Below are 24,108 nucleotides of genomic sequence, written 5' to 3' on the forward strand. Positions count from 1 at the left end.
GGAATTAGTATTGACTGCCAATTTTGCGATGGTGGACAGCAGTCAGGGCATCGAGATTGGCCACTCGTCCAGTTTCTACGATGCTGTAGATAATCCAGTGATCGCCACAGTCCATCCGGCTAGAAACTTCACATTCCATATAGGCAAGAGCATCTGCAAGGATAGGACAGTTATTCTTGGCCGCATAGGTTTTGATGCCAGCAAAGCGATCGGCTCCCGGTGGGAAACGCTTAAGAAAATGCTTCATGATCGCTTGATGGTTGTTTTCCTCTAGCACATTGAGCACAAAGCGATCGCCCACCTGCATCAACGATTCGATCGCCCGATCTTTCGCCACCGCAATCGCCACGCCCAGGGGACTAGAACTGGCCTGAGTAATCCAAGAAGCCAGCATCGCACTGGAAACATCCCCTTTTGTAGCAGTGATTAGGTAAAGCCCACTACTAATTCGTCCTAAGGCTTTCTCTAGCTCTGTATCACTTGCCATCGTTTTTTTGCTGGTGCGATCTTGAGTTAACCACTGCCCTAGATCAGTTCCCGCTTCATCGCAAAGTTTCTCTATTTTGGCGGATGGCGCTTCTTTAATCACGATCGGTGGAAAAGCTTCCTTGAGGCCAATTTCTTGAAACTTGTTGCGGAGCGGATAGATTGGTTCGTCTTCACCGCCGCCTGCTTCAAATAGGCCGATCGCCTGTTTTTGGTGGGCAGCAGCTAAAATTATTCCCAACGCTGTTTGGGCAGCAAGAGAAGATTGGGGCGGCATCCCTACTACCAAGCCTTTTGCCTCCGCAACCCATTCGCGTAGTTCGTGGTGGGGGGTATGTTCTAAATCTACTAATTCCACTTGAATACCGCTGCGGGTGATGCCATGGGCGATCGACCTGACCAGGTGGCTGCTATAACCATAATCTTCACAATAGAAGAACACCACAAAGGCATTATTTTTAGCCTGTTCCAAACTCCAGGTGCGATAACTTTCAACCCATTCCGGCAGTTCATACCGCAACAGTGGCCCGTGCCCGGTGGCAATCAGCTTAATTTCAAGTTTGTCAATCCGCTTGAGCGCTGCCAACACCGACCGAGCATTTGGCCCCATCAGGCAATCATAGTAATAGCGAAAATCCTCTTTCAGCAAACTGGAATCTTGATCATAGGTATGGTCATCGCAATAGTGCATGCCAAATACATCACAGGTATATAGAATGCCTGTTTGATGGTCATAGCTAAAAATTGTATCTGGCCAATGTAAATTCGGAGCCGAGACAAATTCCAGCATATGTCCATTGCCCAAATCAAGGCGATCGCCACTTTTTACCCGCAAAGATTGAAATGGCTGATGCACCATATTTTCTAGGAACTGGAGCGCTACCTTTGCTCCCACAATCACAATGTCAGGCGCTAAACTCAGCAAATCCTTTACCAATGCGCTGTGATCCGGTTCCGTATGGCTAACGATCAAATAATCGATCGTATTTAAATCTATTAATCCTTTTAGGGCATCTAAATATAACTGCTCAAACTTACGATGGGATGTGTCAATCAGGGCAGTCTTTTCACCTTGAATCAAAAAAGAGTTATAGGTAGTACCGTTGCGCAAACCAAACTCAATATCAAAGCGATCGCGGTCCCAATCAAGGGAACGAATGGCCGTTGTATTCACATCAATATCGATCGTTTGGATCGTTAAACGTTGACGAATTTGAGCCTGGTGAGTTTGGGTGAGTGCAGCCATAAGTAGTATCTCCAACAAGTTTGATAACTACGGTTTAATTCCGATACTCTTTATTTTTGCTCTGTTCCACATGATTTGTAAAATGTCAATTCCTAAACCAATTCATTAGTAAAACTAATAACTTGTTGGCAAAGCAATTACTATAAGTAATATATTTTCAACTTTAGTTCCCCCTGCCTTCGGTATTAAAACGTGATTAAAACGTGATCAAAACGTGATTAAGGCTTGGCAATCGCCCCGACTGAATCTTGCGCCGATGCGATCGTTACAGATAAAAGATATAAGCCAGCATAGATCCAGATGCAACCTAACCACTGATTGATTAATTAATATTCAAAAAGCTGTTTGAATCTATGGTTTGAATAGAAATTTAAATATAGTTTGGGGCGATCGGGTAACGTTTTGTTTACAATTCTTCTTATCAGTTGAGTTGGGTCTCCCCTCTGGTGTAGGCTCTTCTTAACATCACATTATTAAGAATTAGTAGAATTAATAAAATCCTATTCATCGATCTTTTGAGTTAACTAAAATAACCATAAGTTAACAATTATTTCTCGATTATTGATCTCAATTATTGATCTTGATTATTGATTAGAATTAGGACCTTTTTGATTATCAATCCTTTCAAGAGCAAAGCGATTTTTAAGCAATCACCAGCTCTAAATATTTATATTTATATTTATTCAGTATCTATATCTATTCAATATTGAACTATTTAAATTTAACTATTTAATCAAACCTGTATAAAAACCCCTGTATAAAAACATAGAATAAGTAAACATAAAAAAATTGGTGTTATCTACTGAGCCCAGGCGTTTGGAAGAAAAGCAAGCACAATCGGCACCCATTACTAATGATGGTAACCTCACCATTGCCAAGGCGATCGCCAACCTGCAAGGCGATGACCTGGGTTTGCGGGTCTATTCGGCCTGGTGGTTGGGTCGATTTCGCGTTGATGACCCGATCGCGGTGGACTTGCTGATCGCGGCTCTGGATGACGAAGACGATCGCACCAGTGCAGGTGGCTATCCGATGCGGCGGAATGCGGCTAGGGCTCTGGGCAAAATCAACAATCCCAAAGCGGTGCAACCCTTGATTGAGAGCCTTGGTTGTGCTGACTTTTATGTGCGCGAAGCGGCGGCGCAATCGTTGGAAATGCTGGGCGATCGTAGTTGCCTGGAGGCCTTGCAAAAACTCTTGGCTAATCAAATCCCCGGTACATTACCAGCCCCCGAAAAGAAAGACCTGGCTCAACCCTATGATGCGATCCTCGAAGCCCTGGGCACATTGGGTGCAGTCGAGGCGATCCCGATGATTGAACCATTTCTGAGCCATGAAATAGAGCGGGTTAAGTTTGCCGCAGCACGGGCAATGTATCAGTTGACCTTGTTGGGTGAGAATCCCGCCTCCGCAAATCAATATGGCGATATGTTGATTGAGGGTTTGCAGCATGATGAATTGCAAATTCGCCGCACCGCTCTGGCAGATGTCGGCGCGATCGGTTATTTCAATGCCGCCCCAGCGATCGCGGCAACCCTGGCCGAAAATAGCCTTAAATTAATTTCCCTCAAAGGCCTGCTAGAGAAGCAAATTGAGCATAACCACGCCCAAAGCAAGATGCAAGCTAATTCTCACTCTGATCCTTTGCTTCCCGTGTCAGAGGAAATGGCACAGGTGATGCGATTTATGGATGAGTTGCTGTAGCGCTGGCTTAATTATTGGCTAATTATTGGCTCAATCTGCAAATTAACCTTGAAGCACCTAATCATCAACATCTACTCATCAACTACCGCGATTGTTCCCTAGCATAACCAACAAAAGCAAAACTAAATAATTGCCAGTTCGCAAATTAGTTTAAATCCTAAACAATAAAATCCTAAGCAATAAAGCCCTATGACTACAGATACCCAGGTTTCGGCATTAATCCAGGCAGTGGTAAAGGCAACTTCCTCTGATAGTCTGCTCACTGCGGTAGAAGACCTCGCCGCGATCGGCGACCCTGTAGCGATTCCCACTTTGATTGAGGTGCTGGGGTTTAATAATCCTGGTGCGGCGGTGGCAGCAGTAGATGGCTTGATTAGAATTGGGCCGCTTTGCGTAGATGCTTTGCTAGAACAACTGGATGCTCATAATTATGGGGCTAGGGCTTGGGCAGTCAGGGCTTTGGCTGGAATTGGCGATCCTCGCGCCCTGGATATTTTACTGGAATCGGCGGTGGAAGATATTGCCCTTAGTGTGCGGCGGGCAGCGGCCAGAGGTTTAGGTAAGATTAATTGGCATTTGCTACCCATCGAGGCGATCGCTCCGGCTCAATCGCAAACGCTGGTGGCTTTGTTGAAGGTAACCACAGACTCAGAATGGATTGTGCGCTATGCGGCGATAGTTGGTTTACAGGGCTTGTTGATGGCGATGGATGGTGCACAAGAAGCCAGTCGATCGCAGATTTGTGAATGTGTCGTAGCGATCGGCAAGGAAGATGAGAGCCTGGCAGTACGCGCCAGAGCCTGGTTTGTGCAGCAGCAGCTACCCCAGTTGTTTGGTAATTCAGCCGCTGGCCACCAACAGGATTGGCAATCGGCATTGGAATTGCTCTATCAACGCAAGTCAAGCGAAAAGCCATTGCCCGAAGGCGATCCACGTCGCTTTTTGAATCTGGTGGGCTAGGAATTAATAATTTACGCCTCAATTAAATCAGTTCAGTCAATCGCTCTAGAGCAGAAACCAGTTGAATTAGCCCCTGTTTTTTAAGAATTGCTAAATACTCTGACACAGAATAGGGTGGATTTTGATAATACTCGGTGCGGATTTTTTTAGTGCATTGACAAAAGAGCGCTGTCTCTAATGCTAGATGTTCACATAAAAAACTATCTGGATGTTCTGCCCTAATTCCATATTGAGCAAGAAGCTGAGCTGGAAAATCTTTTAGGTTTTTGGTGACAATTACATTGCAATCACCTGCGATCGCCGCTGCCAATACATGTCGATCATTGGGATCGGGCAGATTCAGGGTCGGGATTATTGGTTCATAATCAAATACTAAGCAATCACGAACTTTATTGTTCATGAGTTGGCGGGTTTTCTCAAGATAATTACGATCTAAATCAGGTCTCTTTTTGAGAAGATTTTTTATCCATTCGCGGTGAATATCTTCTGTCCATTTCACTTGGAAAAAGCCAGCGGTAAGTGCCAATTCCACAAACATATATCGCATTGGCCCAGAGAAAAGGATATTTGCATCAAGGATCGCCATATCTCGAATCATGACTTATAGTTAATATCCCACCAAGCCATACTTTTGATCTTCCGCAATAAGTTGTTTTATAGCCTGTGCTCTCTCCGCGTCGTCTTTGTCTTTATACGCGCTCAAATTTTTCATCTTGATCCGGCGATGACTGCCCACCTTGTGATAGGGGATTTCACCCGCATTGAGCAGCTTAATCAAATAAGGACGCGAGACGTTGAGCAGATCGGCGGCTTCAAAGGTACTCAGTTCCGCATGTTCAGGAATGATATAGACACTTTTGCCCTGGGCGATCGCTTCTAACAACTGCTCCAGCATGGCGATTGTGGCGGCTGGTAATTCGATCGATTCTTGACCTAGGCTCAACATTGCTGATGGTAATGGTTCACCTGCCTCTAATCGGGCGGCCAGAAGCTGATGAGCATGATGGGCTAAATCAATATCAGCTTGAGTAATAGGAGGTTGATTTTTGGTAACTAAGGTCATAGGTGGGCTTCCTGCTTCCAATTAGGTGGCTGGTTTATGCTTAAATTATGGCATAAGTGCAATAAGTGAAACAGGTGGAGTAAGCCAGGCTGAGTGAGGCTAAGCGAGGCTAAATATAATCTCCCTGCCGATCGGCTCAAAGTTACTGCCTCCTAACCTCATAACTGCCTCAAGCTCTAGCCCAGACTCCGCTAAAAGCTTTGCGCACAAAAGTTTTAAATCACGAAAGTTTTAAATTAAGTCGTTTTTGTAAACATCGATCACTTGCGTGCAGTTGAAGATGAACTCACTATAGTCAGCAATAGTATCAACCCCAACCAAGTTGAAAGCAATTTCCAAGGCTGCCCACGCAGTTAGCTTTATTAGTAATACTTTCCATTGACTCTTCATGACGCAACCTTTGGATCTATGGTGGTGTTTGAGAGCTCAAAATTGATACTTGCATGGGTTTATTTGCATCTGTCTAAATATGTCCAACCGAGCATTGCAGGTAGTCCAGGGTGGCTAGTTTAGTTAGATAACCAAAGGGACATAGTGGGACATAGTGGGACATAGTGCTTAGAGGCCATGAAGCAGTTGCTAACTGATTCCACAGAACCATCCCCGAATCAGTAAAATAACTATCAAAGACACTGCTTATTTCGTTTGTGCAACTTTTTGTAAAGCTCAATATACATATCTTAATATTGACCTGATGGTTTGTGGAAGTGGGATAACCGAATCAGTGATTATTACTATTTCTATTGGAGTAGCAGCATCTGGAGCCGATTATGTGGCTCTGTGGCGAGCAAATGGTGATTGACATTTCACAAAGAGGATAATCGAAGTGAGCTTGCCTCTAAACAATGGGCATTCTATCCAAACCAAAACCTCAACCGATTAGCTATGAAGTCACTACAGATTGACAGATTGAATATGTAGATAATGCAGTATCTATATGCGGTTTTAGCAATAACTGGCTCATTCTGGATCATGAAATGCTAAATTTGTCTATAGAAAATAATTTAATTTTTTCAAAGACTGGGCGGGGGCTCAATTCAGAATATGTATAACCATCAGCAAATCCAATTGGCAATCAGTATATTGAAAAGTGATGCTCGATTGCCTGCATTTGTGCATCAGGAGCTAATTTGGGTGTGGGAAAAATATATCAGTGGTATTGCTTTGGGTTGCAACGAGAACGAATTACTGGATACGGCGATCCAACTTGTTTTGGAAAGGCAATTGGAGGGATGATCGCCTCTATAACATTACTGATGGAGATTTCTGGCTCTGGCGCGAACTGATGCTGCTGGATCATCGATCGCCTTGGCCAAGGCTTGATTAGCCTGCGGTTCTAGGTCGGGATTAATCTCCGCTAGATAACATAACGCATCCAGTGACCAGGTGCGCAGGAATGGGCGTTTATGGCTTAGTAAGGGAGTTAACCATTGGTGTAGCGACTCAGTTTGTGCAAGGGAAATTGGCAAATGGCGAAGTGATTGACAGAGGTGTAATTGGGCGCTCCAGGAAGTAAGGTGTTCAAGCTGCTGTAATAATCTCTTTATCTGTGTTTCAGAGATATTATTACCATTCTCTAAGTGATGCTTAATTAACCAGGTGGCTGCATCATTTAGGTTATGCTCGGCTTGTTCTAATAAACTAATTAGGCGATCTAAATAACCTGGCTCGGTGGCGAACTGGTTTACGATCGCCATTAAGAATGGTTTCGATCGCCCATCATATTGGCTCAGTTCGGCTTTGAGTTGGAGGTTGAGTTCTTCCATTTGAGTTTGCAGCCTATCTACGCTTAATCACTCTCGCTCATTGAATTGGATGGATTGGGCTGGTAGTAAGCCGATCGCCCTGTACTATTGTATGCACCCGCCATTGCTCTTGGGTCTCAGGGAAATCCTGGCGATAGTGCCCACCTCGGCTTTCGGTTCTAAACAGGGCACTGCGCAGAATTAAATAACTCACGTCTAATAAATTCATCACTTCGATCGCTTGCCGCAAATATTGCTCCGCTTGCGAATTAGCAAAGGGACTAGTAAGGGAATTAGTAAATTGGTTGGATTCCTCTGGCTGTAAATGATTGATAAATTGATAGATGCTTAAATTAGTCAATTGCGATCGCCATTCTTTTACTTGCTCTAGGGCGATCGATAAAACATCAGATTCCCGACTGATCGCCGCACTCCGCCACATCAGTTGGGGTAGTTCTTGGCGGATGGTTTTAATTATTTCTATTTCTGCTGGCCAATTGCTGGTGTCTATTTGGCGGGTTTGGTCTTCGGGTTGAATAGGAGGTTGCTTAAAATTAATAGAATTAATAGTTAAATCCGGTTCGAGCTGCGCCAACGTAGCCGCAAATACCAGGCATTCCAGCAGCGAATTACTCGCCAATCGATTCGCGCCATGTACGCCTGTGCTGGCCACCTCGCCGATCGCATAGAGGCCAGGGATTGAAGTTTGGCTATTTAAATCCACGGCCACACCACCCATCCAGTAATGGTTTGCTGGTGCAACTGGAATTGGCGTGGTAAATACATCAATGGCATATTTCTGGCAGACTTGAATGATTTGCGGGAAGCGGCGGTTAATTGTCTCGGTGGGAATGGGGCGCAGGTCTAGATAAACATTCTCGATCGCCTGGTTGGGATTGCTTGCCGTATCTTTTTGGGAATGGTTGGCTAGGTTCATTTTGAGATTTGTCTTCAATAAATGCTGGAAGATCGCCCGACTCACCACATCACGGGGAGCCAGTTCTCCGGCTGGATCATAATTAAACGCAAAGCGATCGCCCTTTTCATCAACTAAATGCGCTCCTTCACCCCGCACTGCTTCGCTAATCAAAAAATGTGGCGCGTTCTCTTTATGCAAAGCCGTAGGATGAAATTGCACGAATTCTAAATCTCGCAACTTAGCACCAGCCCGCCAGGCGATCGCCACCCCATCCCCCACACTCACAGTTGGATTAGTGGTTTGGGCATAGACTTGACCGCCACCGCCCGTGGCCAGAATCACCGCCCCGGCAGCTAACCAATGAATTTGATTGCGATATAGCAAACATACTCCCTGACAGCGTTTGGTTTGCTCGTTTTGCCATAGCCTCAATACCAATGCCTGGGTGATGACTTGAATATTGGTGCGTTCCAGGACTCGTTCAATCAGCACGGTCACAACGGCTTTACCGGTGGTGTCGGCGGAATGCAATACCCTGGGGCGGGAATGGGCGGCTTCCAAGGTCATCGCCAGGTCTTTCCCATGCCGATCGAAGGCTACGCCCAGTTTCAACAGCGAATCGATCGCCTCCGGTGCGGTTTCTACCAAAAACCTGACTGCATCGGGATCACACAGACCTACTCCGGCTTTGATCGTGTCTTCGTAGTGCAATGCGGCGGAATCAGTGGGAGCGATCGCGGCGGCAATTCCCCCCTGTGCCCAACTGCTGGAACCATATTTCAGCTTGTCTTTGGTAATTAGGCCAATTTTGAGATGGGCTGGCAATCGCAACGCTGCATAGAGTCCGGCGGCACCACTACCCACAATGATTACATCGAATTGGGTGGGAAATTCGTTCAGGTCGGCGGCGATCGCTATCTCAGTCGTTTCGGCGGTCTGAGTGATTTTTATGTCAGCAGGGTTAGACATCTAGGTGGGGGTGGGTCGGTTGTAAGTTTTACCTAGTGTAAGCCCTGGAGTGCTTGGTTGGTGTTGGATTGGTGCGATTGGCCAAGAATTTTATCGTAGACTGGGGTTATGGCGCAAATCATCGAATTATTTTTGCTCAACTGGAAAAACAGCCACCACGGGAACTTGCACATCGGGGAAAGCCTGCAAACTAATACTCTCTCCGGCTCTGTAAATCTGAGATGAGCCATAGCGATCGCCAGTAGCCAGCCAATAAACTTCAATACACTGCGCTTCAATATCCACCAACCAGACTTCTAAAATTCCCGCCGCTGCATACATCGGCATTTTGACATTGCGATCGAACGCCAGCGAGCTATCCGCCACTTCGATTAATAGATAAATATCCGCTGGGGTGGGATGAGCAGAAATATAGAAATCCGCTTTTCGCTTGAGCAGGGCTAGATCCGGCTGGGGTTGGGAATTGGGCGGCAGTTGAATCGAGCTTTGCACCCGTAGTTGGATTCGGTCAATTAACTGGCTCATTAAGATGTGGTTGAGCCGATCGACACAGGTAGCATGCTTAGTTCCAACTGGCGACATATAAACAATCTCTCCGGCGATTAATTCCACCCGATCGTGATCACTGATTACCCCGGCCTGGTAAATGCGGTAATACTCATCAACGGTGAATAACTTTTTGGTTACTTGAGCAGTCACAGGTGCGATCATGATTTTTATTCCTCCCAGATAAAATCTAAATCCAACTCAAACCCTGGTAATATTGCTTCACCGCTCAGGGTTTGGGGCATTGCTAATAATTCTTTATCTCTACCAGGGCGATAGATTTCTACTTGCTTGGCCTCTGGATTAATCAACCAGCCCAGCTTTGCCCCATTCTCGATATATTCAATCAGCTTCGCTTGCATCACTTTCAGCACATCACTGGGTGACATCAACTCCATCACGAAATCGGGACAAATTTTAGCAAACTTCGTGCGTTCAGCTTTACCAAGGGACTCATAGCGATCGTTACGAATCCAACTCATATCCGGGGCACGAATCGCCCCATTCGGCAGAGTAAACCCACCATTGGAATCAAAGCAATGACCCAATTTAGTTTTACGATTCCAAATCACCAGGTTTGCGCCTAGCTCAATATTATTTTCACTTGTTTCAATGCCAGTGGGGGACATAATGATTAAATCTCCGGTGGCGCTGCGCTCGAATCGCAGGTCAGGATTGCGGCGACATAGTTGATAAAACTGTTCATCACTCAGTTCTATAACTGATTCGAGGTTGAGGGTATGGGCAGTCATGATGGCCTCACTGACTTACTGAGGTAAGGAATTGTGCTTCTATTTTACCTATGATTCTTTGCGATGCTGGAGTGTTGCTTTGTTTAGTTGACCGTTCTCAGCTAGCTCTATAAATTTAAGCCTTGCATTTAATTTGAAATTAATGTTTAAATGTGGCGTTCTTAAGGTACAATCACACATCGATTCGGCATCAATAATCACCAGTTAAACATTACATATATATACCTGACCTGATGGAATAGCTGGAATTAGCCAATAAACATCCTCAAGATAGCCAGATAAAACTTGTCATAGAGAGCCGCGAACCATGTATACCTCTCTCCTGCAAACCGCAGGACTCCTTGCTTGCCATTGCCGCATTAGCCCTGAAACGATCCAGGCGGGTATTTTGATTGTTACACCAGAATTTCGATCGCCCCAAATCACCCACTTGCCGCAGTCGATCAGTGATGGTGAGGCGACCTTAATCGATTTAGATAGTGAAAACACCTATCAGGTGACTGTACCCGACGAAGTGGGTTGTTTTTATGATGTGGAGTTGCAGCGGATTCCGGCGTGAGGATTAATAGCCTTTGAACGATTAGCGATCGACCTAGGGCAGTTCTAGCAACTGGGGGATCGCTGCTTCAAATTCTTCACGGGTATCATAGATATACAAAATTTTATGCATATTCGTGATCTCAAATAGCATACTGGGCTGGTGTTGCAGCGCACAAACAGCGATCTTACCACCGAAGAACTTAGCCAGATTAAAAGCTAGCGCCAGCGCCCCAATGCCAGTGCTATCCATCATTGTCACCGCTTGCATATCAAATAAAACCAACGGTGGCTCATCAACAATTTCATCGGTAAGGCGATTGCGAATTTCAGTTGCATTGCTAGCATCAATTTGGCCGCGTAATTTAATTAACAGAATCGGAAAATTATTCCATCGATAGTACGATAGGCTCACATTGCTGGTTTTGCCAAACCTTAAGTCTTCCATTTTGTTGATAGTAGCTTGCATCTGGATCGTCGGCCTCCTTGGATAGATTTGAGTTTAGATCCCATCTATCTAAAGGTAGAGCTAAATATGATTGGAGGCTGTAGGAAAAAGTAGGTAGATTGTGGGATTCGCATTACTTAGTAATTATGCCTTGATAGAATCATATCTTGATAAAATCATACCTTGACATATAGATTTAGGGCTGTTGCTTAAAGTTACAAAAGCCCTAAAGGTTTATATTTATTTACAGATATTTCTACCTGTTGCTGGGTTAAGCGTCGATCGCTACTTAACGCCAATGTCTAGTTAGCTATTTAGTTAGCCAATTGATAACCTTCACCATAGGTAGCCGTAATGCTGTCTAGCGATCGGCGGAACCCTTGTTCATATAGCAGCTTATCTACTCTGGCCTGCTTTTCATGGTCTTGCGCCTGACGCACTACCCGTTGAATGCGCGGTGGGCGGGCAGCGGGCAGATTATATTCAGTAATCCAGCGGGCGAGGGTGCGATTGAGGGTTTCGGAGAGAATATCGGCATCGGCCTGGGTTTTTTCGAGGCGGACTTCATTCCCAACTGAATCCCTGGCTCTGGAACCGCCCGAACCAGTTTGATCGGTAGTGCCGGTTTCACCCAGTACACATTTACTAATTTCGTTATTACAGAAATTGCAGAGGCTTTCATAGGTGGCGATCGAGCCATTCTGGGCAGCAGTTTGGAAGTTGATTTCCATCTCCTTGGGCATGATCACGCGATAGCCCTGGGAAATATCGGTGAGGGCATCGAGCAAAACCTGTTGGGCATCCTGGCTAGTCCCCTGGGGATATTTACCCACCGCCAGCGGTGAACCATAGCGTTCGGCAAAGGTGAGCCAGAATTGCAGGTTTTGGCGCTTGAAGAACACTGGCCAGAACACCTTGGAACCCAGCCCCCAACCCCAGGGGTTATCATCATCACTACCATATTGATGCACGATGAATTTGCGATCGGGGACGGCTTCGCCCTTAATTCGCTCTGCCGGGGTGAGTAAGCGCAGGTCGAACTCTCCGGCTTCGTTGGCCACGAACGTAAAGCGGCGGCGATCGTGGATTTTGATCCGATGGGCGATAATTTGCTGATTGTGGCGCTGCCAGATGATTTCAGCCACGGCATAGCCATAATAAATTGCTTCCAAAAGCCCCAGACATACGCCATCAAACCCGCGCACGTTCAGGGTGGTGCTGGTTGAGTTGCTAGAAACAGGCACCGCCAGGTTATGGAGTTGTTGGCGCACCAGCTCGGCGGCCTGTTGATCGATCGCTTCATCGCTGGCGGGAATCACTTCCCAGAGTAAGCGAATTACGGATAAATAGCGCTTTTCTAGCACCGCTGATAAATGGCAATCGCGGGCTGCTTCGGTATAAATTTCCAAGCCCTTGCCACCACCCCTGGTCTGCAGGGTTTTATCGGGATTAGTAATCGGAAAGCCATTAAAAAGACCACCAAAATTAAGATGGTTGCGATTGAGATTGGCGAATTCGTTGGTTTGGGTGCTGGTCAATCGGGCTGGGGTTGTTTCTTTCATGGTGATTACTTTCTAACTCGTTGGGGTTCTTAATGGGTTTGGTTGGCCTGGTAAAATCGCTGATTAGCTAGCTGAGCATGATTATGTGCCGACGGCGAAGTATTACTTACACCACGGCGATCGGAAAAGAATTAAAAAACAGAACTAAAAAGAATTAATTAATTAGTAAGCTGGTTATGCTCGCTAAACTATTATTGGCGGTTGTTAGATAATGTTTGTAGTAGTTGCCGATATTGATCGCTGCTTCGTCATTCTCTAGAGCAGCGGCATGGTGATATTCATTCCCATCTTAATAAATTAGTGGGAATCGCAGTAAGGAATAGGATTATGCTAATCATTCCGCCATTGGCTCACTTGCTCAATCAAGTTAAAGTTGATTACCCCTAGTTTGTCACATGACGTTTGCAGCAAGGAGATGAACATAAAAGCAAACCAACCCTGGCTATAGAGATAATCAAAACGCTTCAGGGGATGGGATTCAAGTTTAAATTGGTACTGGCAGATAGCCTATATGGCGAAAGCACTAGATTCAAGGAGCTTTTTCAATTCACCAACGCTTTTACCGGCTGGATTCCTAGCAATCCACATCGCTTCTTCCTACACCCAATATGACAAACTAGGGGTATATGCTCTATTGATGAGTTTTCCTGGGAAAGTCGGCTAGCTGCTACTACGGATCAGCAATGGGGCAAGATTTTGGCGGCGGTTGATCAGGAGATCGCGGATGGCGGGACGATCCCAATGGAAGAACTTTTTCCCGCTTATTTATCGAAGAACTAAACTAAAGCCGATCACTTTGTGGTATTTGTAGAATATCAATAGCTATAAATATTATGAATAAATCAAGCTTGATTGCTGGTTTGACTGTGATTGGTATTGCTTTGCCTGTATTTAGCCAAGCCAATGGATTTGTGCCGGTTGGTACAACTAGTAGCTCTGAAGTTTACACTCGACCTGATGGCTTTAGATCCATTAATAAAAGGCAGGGTATTGTTGAGTACACAATTGTCTCAGTCAAAAATAATGTAAATAGTCCTACTGACTCTAAATACTTTGAAAGTGTTTACAGATCTTGGTGTTCAACTGGAAATGTTGAAAGGCAGGTAGCTACTGTCTACGATTCAAGTAGGCGGCAGCTTTACGCATCACTCGAAGCGGAAACTTCAATTCCAACAGATGATAGTCCGCATGGAGTAGCTAGAGATATGGCATGTAGTAAGTTTGGATACTAATCATAAAATTTGTAAAATGTTGAACCTGTAGTCATCAAGTCATTTCTATTTGCAGTTAAGCAATCGCCCTATTTCCATTCTTAAGCTACCCAGATCTCGCTACAATCTTGGTCAGTAGCAAAAAGGAGCAGCAATGGCGATCGCACAGCCCACCACGATGATCGAGTTTTTTAATAAAAGCGCCGGGATCTGGTTTACCCAGCGTACCGTTCACCACTTCGATACGGTGGCGGATGAGTCGGGCGAGTCGAAGTTATATGTTAATCCCGTGGCGGCGGATGATCAGCGCGTAATCGAAATTTGCCAGTCCCAGGGCATTGATGAAAGTAGCGCAACGGGCGGCGCGGCGTTCATGTGGCAGGAACACAAAGAAGACGTGGGCGATCCAGACCCCGACAAGGCAGCGGTTCTGGTCGATGTGCCCGATGATGAAACGGGAAAGTCAGGAAAGCTACTGCGTAATCAGGGCTATGTGGAACGGATTCCGGTGGTGAGTCGCTATTGGTTTGGGCAAGATGGCATCCTCACGATCGACACCGAGTATGACCATAACCAGGGTCAGGAGCGTGCCTGGTTCATTACCAATGACTTTCGGGTGCGGGTCAGCACGGTGCGAATGCAAAACGGCGTGTATTTAATGACCTATTGTTCAGAACGGCGCTATCTGGCCGAGCCGGATCTAGAGGCGATGGTGCAGGCGAACTTGGAACGAGCAGCGATCGCCTGAGCAGTTAGCCCCCTGGTTGAGGGAACTAACTAATCAACTAAATCAACCTATTACAACCTATATAGGTGTAATGCTAGCGATCACGCCACCCTGACGGTGAATGCGCTGATATTCATAGGACAATTTGTCAAACGGCACCAAGAAGACCTGGTTAGCACGGCGGAACTGGGAAGATTTCCTAAACTTGTTAGCACGATAGCCTGTGACTTCAACCCGATAGACTTTGCCTTGTTCGCGGGCACCAACACCAAAGCGAGCACCCGTGGCTGGATTTCTGAAGGTGGCTCCATCGCTGGCTGGCGAAATCACCGCCGTAGGTGTACCCAGAATGGTCAAAGAATTAAGTTTCGGCTTCTTGCCCGATAGATCACCTTTGAGACTGCTGCTAGCAGAACCGCGTACTAACTGGAACAGGTGGGTGAACTGAGTCATACTGGTGCAAGCTTCGGTTTTGTAGCCGCGAATATAGGGCACGCCATCTTCACCAAATGTAGCTTGATACTCGTCGCTATCAATATAAGAATCAATATCAGCCTCAAATCCTTCTGTGTCGAGGATCGTGCTATGTCCCCGCATCTCTTCTAGATCCAAGGGAGCCCGACCCAGCAGATGGCGGAAGTTCAGTTCGATCGCCCGATAGCGAGCACAACTGGTGAAGAAGCGGGAGCGATAGAGTTCTGATTTGGCAACGGCACGCACAAACCCACGCACGCTTAATTCTTGGCGCTTGAATTGGGATTCTGGCACCGCAAGACGCTCGCTGTCCATCACATAAGCATTGCCCAATACCTGGCGATAGACCGCTGAAATAATTGTTTCGGCTTCTTCTTCAGAGAGGCCAGGCACCCATTCAAGTAGTGGGGTTTCATCAAACCGACTGACCCCTAAGCGTGAAGCTGGTCCAAAAGACATTAGATCCTATCTCCTAATTAACGAAAAAAGTTAAAAATTTTAATCTCAAGAATGTAAAGCGGTTACTAACAAATTTAGGCAAATCAGGTTGCTGTCAAAGCAATTGCTAAGCTAATCAAGTCAACCATGTGAAGTCATTGATAGCATAAGGTTTATATAGATAGCCTCAGCTTAAATTCTTATCCTAAAAGGTGTTTATTAACGAACTGTATTTAACAAACGGTAATATTATTTTATGACATTACGTTACAGTTATGAATTATTAATGCCTGGCAATTTATACTAATATGTCAAGCGTATAGAAAGCCTATAGAAAGCGTATTAGAGCGTATTAGAGCGATGTAAACCTAGCAGCACCGATCGAATTTGGGTTCCTTGGCGATCGACCAGACTATTCATTAACAATATGTTATATTTCCGCCGCATCCATAAACTTTAGTCTATGTTTGGCTGGTGCTAAGCAGATCTAAGGTGGGCTAAAGGTAGATGAAAGGATTGTTTTAGCCTAAATGAGATCGCAATCAGAAATCACTTAAATCGTATATTAATAGCATGATTTAGCTATATATCCATCAAGTTTACTCTATGCAAAGTAACCTACAGGTAAATTTACGTCCATGTTTAGTAGATGGGCTATTGCTAAAATATCTTATTAATGAAATTCCTAATTACTAATATTTTTTTTGTATAGATGTAGATGCGTAAGTATTAAGTATAGATGCATAAGTATAGATGTATAAACCTTTTCTAGACCATCTGGAAGTCTCGCTACGGCAACGGTTTGAGTTACGCGATCGGCCGATTCCGTCTGGATTGGAAAGCCAGGTTAGTAAGCGGGGCAAGAATCCAGCCACGATTCGCAGTTGGTGTTATGAATGTCCAGAGTTGCGTAAAGCCCGCTATACCTACATTGATGCGGGTGAGAGTGCGCAGATTTTTAACAGTGTGATTTATCCTGGCCATCAGTATGATTTGCCCCTGTTGGGAATTGATTTTCTTTCGTTTGGCAAGGTGAAAAACCTGATTGTGATGGACTTCCAGCCGTTGTTTCAAGACCCTGACTACCTGGAAAAATACATCAAGCCACTCAAAAGCCTGCACGATCGCTACCCTGATTTGGCGCAGAATTTGGAAATGAAGTTCTATGATGCGAATCAGTATTTTTCTAAATATTTGCTATTTGCTAAAACAGACCCAGAAACGGTTCGCACCAGGGTATTTGAAGCATTCAAAGACTATTTAGAACTCTACTGGCAAATGCTGGCCGCCGCCACGCCTAACTATGATCCAGCTTCGCTCACTTGCATTGCCCAGGCACAAAAAGACTACGATCAATATAGTGCCGATCGAGATCCGGCTTCGGGTTTATTCAGCAGTTATTTTGGCCATGAATGGTCAGAAAAGTTCCTCTATGGCTTTTTGTTTGAGGATGCCGTACCCAAAGTTGAACCAGTTGAACCAGCGATCGCTGCCGTACCAGTTAAGGCTTAAGGGTCAGGTAGTTAGGATTTAATTTTAATTTAATTGCATGATTTTAATTTAATTACATGACTTTATATCAACCTTTTTTAGACTATGCGATCGAGCTGTTGCAAGCACGCTTAGACCTCTCCCCCTATCCGATTCCAGATGGGTTTGAGTCCAAGTCCGCCACCACTGGCAAGGGTCGCAATCAATATGAAGTCCTGACCACCAGCTATGGCTATCAAGCGCCCAAGCTACGCCAAATTCGGGCGGCCCATGTGCAGGGGGGCAAGTCGTTGCAGGTTTTGAATTTTGTGATTTTTCCGCAGCTAAACTATGACCTGCCGTTTTTTGGCGCGGATCTGGTGACGCTGCCCGGTGGCCATTTGATCGCGTTGGATATGCAGCCTTTGTTCCGCGATGATCCTGCCTATCAAGCTAAATATGCCGCGCCAATTATGCCAATTTTCGAGAAATATCAAGCCCATTTGCCCTGGGGTGGTGATTTCCCCGCTGAGGCCAGCCAGTTCTTTTCACCGGCTTTTTTGTGGACGCGGCCAAAGGAAGATGAGGCGGTGCAAACCCATGTGTTTGATGCGTTTAAGGAGTATTTGCAAGCCTATTTAGACTTTGCCGATCGCGCCGCGCCAATTACCGACAGCGCTGAATTAGCCAAAATTGAAGCCGCCCAACTGCGCTATTTACGCTATCGCGCCGAGAAAGACCCGGCCAGGGGCATGTTCACGCGGTTCTATGGATCGCAATGGACGGAAGAATATATTCACGGCTTCCTGTTTGATTTGGAGCGCAAATTAGCGATCAGCCATTAGTTCTATTTAGATTCAACGGCATAGAGGTGATGTAAATGTGATGTAAATGTAATTTAAGTTGCTCGCATCCACTAAATCGCATCCACTAAGAAGTAAGCGGTTGAAACTGTTGAGGTGGTTTAACCATCGTTGGGGGATTGTTCCGCCTCACGATCGCCGGGTTCGCCGGGTTAGACTGGCTATGCTTTAGTTTGCTCAGGAGGTCACGCTTAGTGGCCAGCACATTAAAAATATTATAGGTAGCGGTTAGCTTTAGCATGGTTTCAATATTGGGGCTAACTGAGCATAATGCCAGCCGCGAGCCATCCTTGCGTAATTCCTTTAATAATTTAATTAATGCACCCAGCCCCGTGCCATCAATAACCTTGATATCCTGTAAATCAATTATTAGATAGATGGGCAGATGATTTAAATTGGTTGTTAGCTCTTCTACAAAAGCGATCGCTTCCAGGTAAAATTGCTGATAGTTGCTGCGATCGATTTTACCTGATGGCTTGATTACCTTTACCCTAGGAAAGCCTTTAATGTTTTTTTTCTCTACCATATCTAATCTAGAATCTGCTATTTCTTTAAATTCGGCTGCTTTTTCCCAGTTGCAAAAACAACCATTTTTTGCCAATTTAAGCAATGGTTTGTCTTAAGTAACCGCTTAGATTAGATATTAAGAAATATTAAAAATAATTTAACCCACCATTGGTCATAGAAATCTACTTTCGATCGACATAAATCGACGTAAGTTTATATAAATACTGGCTTTCACCTAGTTGGATAGGAGCAGCGGCCTAGTAATTGCTAAGGTGAAGGCTAAACTGATTAAGCTCTGGGATTCCGTCGTTTGCAACTGGCATTCAGCCAACTACGCTAAAACTTACGCAGCGCCAAATTTATGATAATGGGGTATTGCTGCTTTACTACCGCATTACTTTACTACCACATTAAGTAATTAACCAGAATCGTATTCAATAGATTTAAATAGCCCTAAGGTAGTCCTAAGTTAGGATTTGCCATATTAACGCCAAATCACATTAACTTCTCAGGTTTGGTTGACCAACCAAGATTTGCTCGTTAGCTGCTGGGTTGTTTTTGTTCTACGCCAAAGCCCACCAACATCACGTTTTTGAGTGGCGCTCCAGGGGTAGGGCGCAGGTAGTTAATAATCTTGCGGATGCGCAACTGGGGATTGATCAGCGTAATCGAATCGACCGAAACCACGCTGGTGTAGGTGGTAGTCATTTTTAATTCTTTCAAAATTGGATCAAAGGTGAACTTGGCCACCATTGGTTTAGCTTCTTCGTAGGCGCGATCGCGCAAATAGTCCCCGGTCAGGATCTCGGTATGTGAGTCTGGATTGGCCTGGGGTTGATAGACAAACATCAAGTTAAGGGATTGAGTGACCCGATCGCCATGTTCGGATACCGTCTCGAAGCCTAGATGAAACCCAGGATATTGATCGGGGTTTTTGATCAGGTCATATTGATTATCGAGTAGCACCTTTTGTTTGCTAGCCTCGGTGAGCGGGAAGATCGCAAAATCCGTGTGCGATCGCTCAATATCGTTGGCGGCCAGATAATGATAGGTGCGCTCGCTGGACCATCTGCCCACGCATTGGATAAAGAAATCATTAAATATTTGGATGCTATGATTCATTGTTATTAAAGATGGCTGCTGGAGCATGGTTTGAGATATGATTTAGTTTAAGCTTGACAAGGACTTAACCTGATCAAATTTAGTTGAATCTGGTTAAGTAATAGTTGAATTTGTTGAATTAAGGCATGAATTAAGATGCAAATAAAAATTAAACCGGATGCGGTTGCGAGCTAAATCAAGTTTAGTCACTATAAACTGCCGTGCAGGTTGATTGTTTTTTGACCGCATTATTACTCGTTATGGCGCGTCATAATTGGTGATATCTAAGAGCTTGATATCTAAGAAATTTATATTTAAGCAAGTGAATTAATTTGCGCCTGTAATCGTCTGTAATCAGTTAATTTGGGCTACCGATCGAAAAATAGTAAATAATTCTTTCCGTAGCGCGATTAATGTGATTAATGTGATTAATGTGATTAATGTGATTGATGTGATTGATGTGATTGTACATTCACAAAACACCGCTCCATCTCTGCGATGTAGGCCAGCCGATCGATCTTATGCCTGATTTTATGCTTGATTTAAATTCCCAGGCTAATTGTGCCGAACTAGCCGGAATTGCCACGACTTAAGCTTTAAGCTTGCAGCATCTAAGACTTGAAGGTTTGAAGACTTACTGATTGGCTACCTGTGGCGATTCTCAATCGCTTTAGATGCCAATATCTCCGTCTAATTTTGAAAACCTAAATATACCTGCATAGATACTGCAAGGAGATTCAATGAATTTAATTGGTAGGTATTGCTTCCCCTGGGAACTAAAATGCCATTGATTCCTAAGTCTTAAGTAGCGTAACTGGAAAACAATGATGCATCGATCGCTCAGGGCTAAAACGTTCAGATGCTGTAACTACCTAGTCCCTATTTAAACTATAAACTAACAAACTAAACAATGGTTGGCAATTGAACTAATTAATTACTAATTAATTACTAACTAAATTTAATTACTAAATAAACCAACTTGTTTCTTTAGTTTGGCTAACTTGATCATAGCCTTAATAGCCTTACATTTAATTATTTTACTAATACCATTAATCTAAATCTATATATCTAATATATGTCCAATATATATGCGTTTAGACCGGGTAAGCTAAATAAAAATGAATCGATCGATGCACTTAATTAATTTAATTAACTTGATTGATTCAATTAACTAAGCATTAAGTCAAGCCCTGGCGATCGTTAAAATACGCTAAATATCATTGCCGCCAACATTGCCGCTAATGGACATTTGAGGTCTGCGAGCAGGTGATCACAAAATCAGGCGTATCTAGATAGGTGATCACAAACCGTTGGGCAAACGAACAAACCTGCGCAAACTTATCCGCTTCATTTTCCAAACTGGCCTTGGTCTCTGGGTTGGGGCAATGAATCAAGAGGGTTTCTTCCTCGGTTAACCACCGCAGGTCGCAGAAAATGGTAGCGGGGATCTCGGTTTTGATCGTGGTGAGCAGATCGCTAAGCTGCTTGAATTTATGCAGCCAGGTTGATTCTTCTAGTTTGGTTTTGAGGCGGGTTTGGAGCTGCTCCCGCTTCTCTAATACGGTCGAATTTGTGTCCAGATTTTGGTACATGTCTTTTGGATTATTCATAGGTATAAACATCTAGTTTTCAGCCGCTTGAATTAAGCAGCCTATGGCAATTAATGACTAAATTTACAAATTTAATCCCCGTGATTAATTTGATTAAGCTATTAGCAGCGATTTGAATTTAATTTTGGCTGGGTTTAACAATTTGATTGATCTTAAGCAGATCAACACTAATCAGATCAACACGAGGTCAATATTGAAATGTAGAAATATAGAATCAATCGGAATTCAATGCGAAGTCAGTCTTAAGCCAGTTCTGATTAACTTAGTTGGTTTTTTAGTTTTAATAAATTAACCAAGTTCAAGCTGAGCGATCGCCCCCTTTATGACCCTTTGTAACTCTTTTATGACCATTTGGGATCTGTGTAAACATGCTTGGGTTGCCCCCCCATCAATGCGGCGATCGCCTGAATAGATTTGCAGTAAATTAGCAATGGATGTCAGATATTTAGATATTTAGATCCCTAAATCCAGTCTGCCTACTTACTACCATGATTATCTACCATGATTATAGCGAAACATGCATATATCCAGGGAGGGTAAAATTTCCTATGCTAGAACTCTCTGCCCCCATTGCTTGCACCACCACCCTACCGACAATGCTTAGTCTGATAGATCAATTGTGTCAATTATGTCAATGAACCCAACCGAGGCGCTCCAGCAATTATTAGCAGCGGTGGCCGCTGGCGAAACGAGCGTTGATGCAGCCTTGGCGCGATTGAAAAACTTTGGCTTTGAGGCGATCGATGGGGTGGCAAACATTGACCACAGCCGCGTGATTCGGAATGGTTTTCCGGAAGTGATCTGGGGTGAAGGGAAAACCCCTGACCAGATTGTGCAAATTATGACGGCGATGCAGCATAAGCAACGGGAGCTGGGATTTGCCTTGCCGATTATGGCCACCCGCATCAGTGAATCGGTGTTCCATAAGTTGCATTTGGCTTTGCCGGAGCTAACTTATTTTGAAATGGCGCGGATCTGTGCGATCGTGCCAGAGCAGACTGCCTCTGCGCCAGAGAAACCTGGTTTGATTAGCATCATCACGGCGGGGACAGCGGATTTGCCAGTGGCCGAAGAAGCAGCGATCACAGCGGAACTATGCGGTTTTCAGGTGAAGCGATTGTGGGATGTGGGCGTGGCTGGGATTCATCGCTTGTTGAATAATCTGGCGGTGTTGACGGCGGCGGATGTGTTGATTGTGGTGGCAGGCATGGAAGGGGCGTTGCCGAGTGTGGTAGGTGGCCTGTGCGATTGTCCGGTGATTGCAGTGCCGACCAGCGTGGGCTATGGCGCGAGTTTTGGTGGCGTGGCGGCGTTGTTAACAATGCTCAATTCCTGCGCGGCGGGGATCGGCGTGGTGAATATTGATAATGGCTTTGGCGCAGCGATCCTGGCGGGGCAAATTTTGAACACGGCACAGAAGTTAAATAATTAAATAAATAAATAATTAGAGATTCAAGTTTTTTTGGGTTTGGAGTTACTATTATTTTCAGAGGAACTTAGCTTTACCGATCAGCATCGGCTAAGAAATTGCCCCAGAACATGCGATTGATCAGGCTGATTGCTTAATCAAAGATGATTTTGGCGGTGCCGAGACTGCGATTAGTTCCCACCATATGTCCAGACTAACTATGAACAAACGAAGTACCTATAACACTTTTTTCCGAGGGTTTTGGGTCGAAGTCAGCGATCGCCTCCAGGACTATGTTAAGAAGGGACGGCGGAACCCGCCCTGGTTGATCATGTCGATTGCTGGTCGGTTTGGGTGGTTGAGGTATTGTGCCAAGTTGATGATCAGGCTAAACAATAGATTGCAGCTCAATCATCAGCTTAATTATGTTAATCATGACGATCGCCCCGCTAGCCACCAGTCCTGCCCAGCAACGCAATTAACGAACGAAGAGAATGATCACGTTGAGAATGTGTGCACAGGGTTGGAGCCAACTAAAATAGTTACGGTTTTAAACCAGGATGGCATCTATACTGGTCTGAGTCTGTCCCAGTCGATGCAGCAGGAATTATGGCAGTTTGCCCACACTCATCCCTGTTATGGCAATTTGGAACCGGATCAGGGCTTTTATTATGCTGATAAAGCTAAGGCAGAGCAGCGATCTGGTCGGCTTTTTTTCTCGGCTCAATATTTCAACACCAGTCGGTTGTGTTCGGCGATTCGCCGCCTGGGTAACGATCGCCAATTAGTCTCGATCGCCCAGAGTTATTTGGGCGCAAAGCCGATTTTTACCGGTAGTCGCCTGTGGTGGAATTTTGCGATCGATGATCACACGGTCTATGACCCCAACTATGCAATTACCTTTTTTCACTATGATTTAGATGACTACGCCTGTTTGCGCTTCTTTTTCTATCTCACGGCAGTGGATGAGCAGGCTGGCCCCCATGTTTGCGTGCGCGGTAGTCATGTTAATAAAAAGCTGGCCTATTTACTCTCGCCGGTGAAAAGGCGCAGTGATGATTATGTACAACAGCATTATGGAACCGAGAATTTGGTTTCGGTCTGTGGTGCGGCGGGATTTGGGTTTGCAGAAGATACTTTTTGTATTCATAAGGCGACCAGACCGCTACGGGGCGATCGATTGATGCTTCAAATTCAGTTCGCTTTGCATGATTATGGGATGCATAATGATTTTAAGGATGATTCGCGGTTGCGTAATATTGATTGTTCTGGTTTCGCAATAAATAATTAAACTTACGAATATATTTAAAGAATCGATTCGGGCTTGTTTAGTTCGATTCTTTTTTATGGCTAAATCGCTTT

The 24,108-nt window shown here is 44.8% G+C and carries 23 protein-coding genes and 1 pseudogene; 11 read left to right on the plus strand and 13 right to left on the minus strand.

All coding sequences use genetic code 11. The annotated features are described in order from the left end of the window. Positions 1 to 4: 4 nt before the first annotated feature. Entirely contained in the window at positions 5 to 1,732 is a 1,728-nt protein-coding gene (locus tag PSE7367_RS19665) for a diflavin flavoprotein (RefSeq protein WP_015146305.1), read from the minus strand. Positions 1,733 to 2,524: 792 nt separating this feature from the next. Here PSE7367_RS19665 and PSE7367_RS19670 point away from each other — a divergent pair. Both PSE7367_RS19670 and PSE7367_RS19675 read left to right on the plus strand, forming a co-directional pair. Further along, complete coding sequence (locus PSE7367_RS19670) at positions 2,525 to 3,436, plus strand: HEAT repeat domain-containing protein (protein WP_015146306.1); 912 nt, start codon at positions 2,525 to 2,527, stop codon at positions 3,434 to 3,436. A 189-nt stretch (positions 3,437 to 3,625) separates the two neighbouring features. Then, positions 3,626 to 4,396, plus strand: coding sequence for a HEAT repeat domain-containing protein (locus PSE7367_RS19675; protein ID WP_015146307.1), 771 nt, complete (start codon positions 3,626 to 3,628; stop codon positions 4,394 to 4,396). A gap of 22 nt (positions 4,397 to 4,418) precedes the next feature. Here the strand turns inward: PSE7367_RS19675 and PSE7367_RS19680 are convergent, their stop codons facing one another. Next, the gene (locus PSE7367_RS19680; protein WP_015146308.1) at positions 4,419 to 4,994 is read right to left on the minus strand and encodes a PIN domain-containing protein; all 576 of its coding nucleotides are present in this window, start codon (positions 4,992 to 4,994) and stop codon (positions 4,419 to 4,421) included. 9 nt (positions 4,995 to 5,003) lie between these two features. After that, positions 5,004 to 5,459, minus strand: coding sequence for an excisionase family DNA-binding protein (locus PSE7367_RS19685; protein WP_015146309.1), 456 nt, complete (start codon positions 5,457 to 5,459; stop codon positions 5,004 to 5,006). Positions 5,460 to 6,503: 1,044 nt separating this feature from the next. On the opposite strand from PSE7367_RS19685, the gene PSE7367_RS19690 reads away from it, so the two are divergent. Next, on the plus strand, positions 6,504 to 6,695 hold the full coding sequence (locus tag PSE7367_RS19690) for a hypothetical protein (RefSeq protein WP_015146311.1): 192 nt from the start codon (positions 6,504 to 6,506) through the stop codon (positions 6,693 to 6,695). Between the two features lie 14 nt (positions 6,696 to 6,709). Here the strand turns inward: PSE7367_RS19690 and PSE7367_RS19695 are convergent, their stop codons facing one another. The 4 genes from PSE7367_RS19695 to PSE7367_RS19710 all read right to left on the minus strand — a co-directional run bounded on the left by PSE7367_RS19695 (position 6,710) and on the right by PSE7367_RS19710 (position 10,390). Then, entirely contained in the window at positions 6,710 to 7,225 is a 516-nt protein-coding gene (locus PSE7367_RS19695; protein WP_015146312.1) for a hypothetical protein, read from the minus strand. 37 nt (positions 7,226 to 7,262) lie between these two features. Then, positions 7,263 to 9,092, minus strand: coding sequence for an L-aspartate oxidase (nadB, locus tag PSE7367_RS19700; protein ID WP_015146313.1), 1,830 nt, complete (start codon positions 9,090 to 9,092; stop codon positions 7,263 to 7,265). 126 nt (positions 9,093 to 9,218) lie between these two features. Beyond that, positions 9,219 to 9,803, minus strand: a complete 585-nt coding sequence (locus tag PSE7367_RS19705; protein ID WP_015146314.1) for a Uma2 family endonuclease — start codon at positions 9,801 to 9,803, stop codon at positions 9,219 to 9,221. Between the two features lie 5 nt (positions 9,804 to 9,808). Beyond that, entirely contained in the window at positions 9,809 to 10,390 is a 582-nt protein-coding gene (locus PSE7367_RS19710) for a Uma2 family endonuclease (protein WP_015146315.1), read from the minus strand. Positions 10,391 to 10,697: 307 nt separating this feature from the next. On the opposite strand from PSE7367_RS19710, the gene PSE7367_RS19715 reads away from it, so the two are divergent. Further along, positions 10,698 to 10,949 carry a hypothetical protein gene (locus PSE7367_RS19715; RefSeq protein ID WP_015146316.1) on the plus strand — a complete coding sequence of 84 codons (252 nt, stop codon included), beginning with the start codon at positions 10,698 to 10,700 and terminating at the stop codon, positions 10,947 to 10,949. A gap of 33 nt (positions 10,950 to 10,982) precedes the next feature. On the opposite strand, the gene PSE7367_RS19720 is transcribed toward PSE7367_RS19715, so the two are convergent. Together PSE7367_RS19720 and PSE7367_RS19725 are read right to left on the minus strand one after the other, a co-directional pair. After that, entirely contained in the window at positions 10,983 to 11,396 is a 414-nt protein-coding gene (locus tag PSE7367_RS19720) for an STAS domain-containing protein (protein ID WP_015146317.1), read from the minus strand. Between the two features lie 293 nt (positions 11,397 to 11,689). Continuing rightward, positions 11,690 to 12,937 (minus strand): DUF935 domain-containing protein, encoded by a 1,248-nt coding sequence (locus tag PSE7367_RS19725; RefSeq protein WP_015146318.1) that lies wholly within the window; start codon positions 12,935 to 12,937, stop codon positions 11,690 to 11,692. 399 nt (positions 12,938 to 13,336) lie between these two features. Here PSE7367_RS19725 and PSE7367_RS23045 point away from each other — a divergent pair. The 3 genes and pseudogenes from PSE7367_RS23045 to PSE7367_RS19735 form a co-directional block, all read left to right on the plus strand. Then, positions 13,337 to 13,549: pseudogene (locus tag PSE7367_RS23045) on the plus strand (transposase); the annotation flags it as partial. A 221-nt stretch (positions 13,550 to 13,770) separates the two neighbouring features. Beyond that, entirely contained in the window at positions 13,771 to 14,169 is a 399-nt protein-coding gene (locus PSE7367_RS21680; RefSeq protein ID WP_015146319.1) for a hypothetical protein, read from the plus strand. Between the two features lie 133 nt (positions 14,170 to 14,302). Then, on the plus strand, positions 14,303 to 14,896 hold the full coding sequence (locus PSE7367_RS19735; RefSeq protein ID WP_015146320.1) for a phycobiliprotein lyase: 594 nt from the start codon (positions 14,303 to 14,305) through the stop codon (positions 14,894 to 14,896). A 57-nt stretch (positions 14,897 to 14,953) separates the two neighbouring features. Here the strand turns inward: PSE7367_RS19735 and PSE7367_RS19740 are convergent, their stop codons facing one another. Next, a complete protein-coding gene (locus PSE7367_RS19740; RefSeq protein ID WP_015146321.1) occupies positions 14,954 to 15,808 on the minus strand; it encodes a phycobilisome linker polypeptide in 855 nt (284 codons plus the stop codon). Between the two features lie 732 nt (positions 15,809 to 16,540). Between PSE7367_RS19740 and PSE7367_RS19745 the strand changes: the two genes are divergently transcribed. After that, positions 16,541 to 17,299, plus strand: coding sequence for a 15,16-dihydrobiliverdin:ferredoxin oxidoreductase (locus tag PSE7367_RS19745; RefSeq protein ID WP_015146322.1), 759 nt, complete (start codon positions 16,541 to 16,543; stop codon positions 17,297 to 17,299). A 56-nt stretch (positions 17,300 to 17,355) separates the two neighbouring features. Beyond that, on the plus strand, positions 17,356 to 18,102 hold the full coding sequence (locus PSE7367_RS19750; RefSeq protein ID WP_015146323.1) for a phycoerythrobilin:ferredoxin oxidoreductase: 747 nt from the start codon (positions 17,356 to 17,358) through the stop codon (positions 18,100 to 18,102). Positions 18,103 to 18,187: 85 nt separating this feature from the next. Here the strand turns inward: PSE7367_RS19750 and PSE7367_RS19755 are convergent, their stop codons facing one another. The 3 genes from PSE7367_RS19755 to PSE7367_RS20900 form a co-directional block, all read right to left on the minus strand. Then, positions 18,188 to 18,646: an STAS domain-containing protein gene (locus PSE7367_RS19755; RefSeq protein WP_015146324.1), complete on the minus strand. Its 459-nt coding sequence runs from the start codon at positions 18,644 to 18,646 to the stop codon at positions 18,188 to 18,190. A gap of 521 nt (positions 18,647 to 19,167) precedes the next feature. Continuing rightward, positions 19,168 to 19,749 (minus strand): phycobiliprotein lyase, encoded by a 582-nt coding sequence (locus tag PSE7367_RS19760; protein WP_041700311.1) that lies wholly within the window; start codon positions 19,747 to 19,749, stop codon positions 19,168 to 19,170. Positions 19,750 to 20,966: 1,217 nt separating this feature from the next. Then, positions 20,967 to 21,338, minus strand: coding sequence for a hypothetical protein (locus tag PSE7367_RS20900; RefSeq protein ID WP_015146326.1), 372 nt, complete (start codon positions 21,336 to 21,338; stop codon positions 20,967 to 20,969). Positions 21,339 to 21,972: 634 nt separating this feature from the next. On the opposite strand from PSE7367_RS20900, the gene larB reads away from it, so the two are divergent. Both larB and PSE7367_RS20905 read left to right on the plus strand, forming a co-directional pair. Next, positions 21,973 to 22,770 (plus strand): nickel pincer cofactor biosynthesis protein LarB, encoded by a 798-nt coding sequence (larB, locus tag PSE7367_RS19770; RefSeq protein ID WP_015146327.1) that lies wholly within the window; start codon positions 21,973 to 21,975, stop codon positions 22,768 to 22,770. 196 nt (positions 22,771 to 22,966) lie between these two features. After that, a complete protein-coding gene (locus PSE7367_RS20905; protein WP_015146328.1) occupies positions 22,967 to 24,037 on the plus strand; it encodes a hypothetical protein in 1,071 nt (356 codons plus the stop codon). Positions 24,038 to 24,108: the final 71 nt, after the last annotated feature.

It is taken from the genome of Pseudanabaena sp. PCC 7367 (genome assembly GCF_000317065.1).
GTDB classification, from domain to species: Bacteria; Cyanobacteriota; Cyanobacteriia; order Pseudanabaenales; family Pseudanabaenaceae; genus Thalassoporum; species Thalassoporum mexicanum.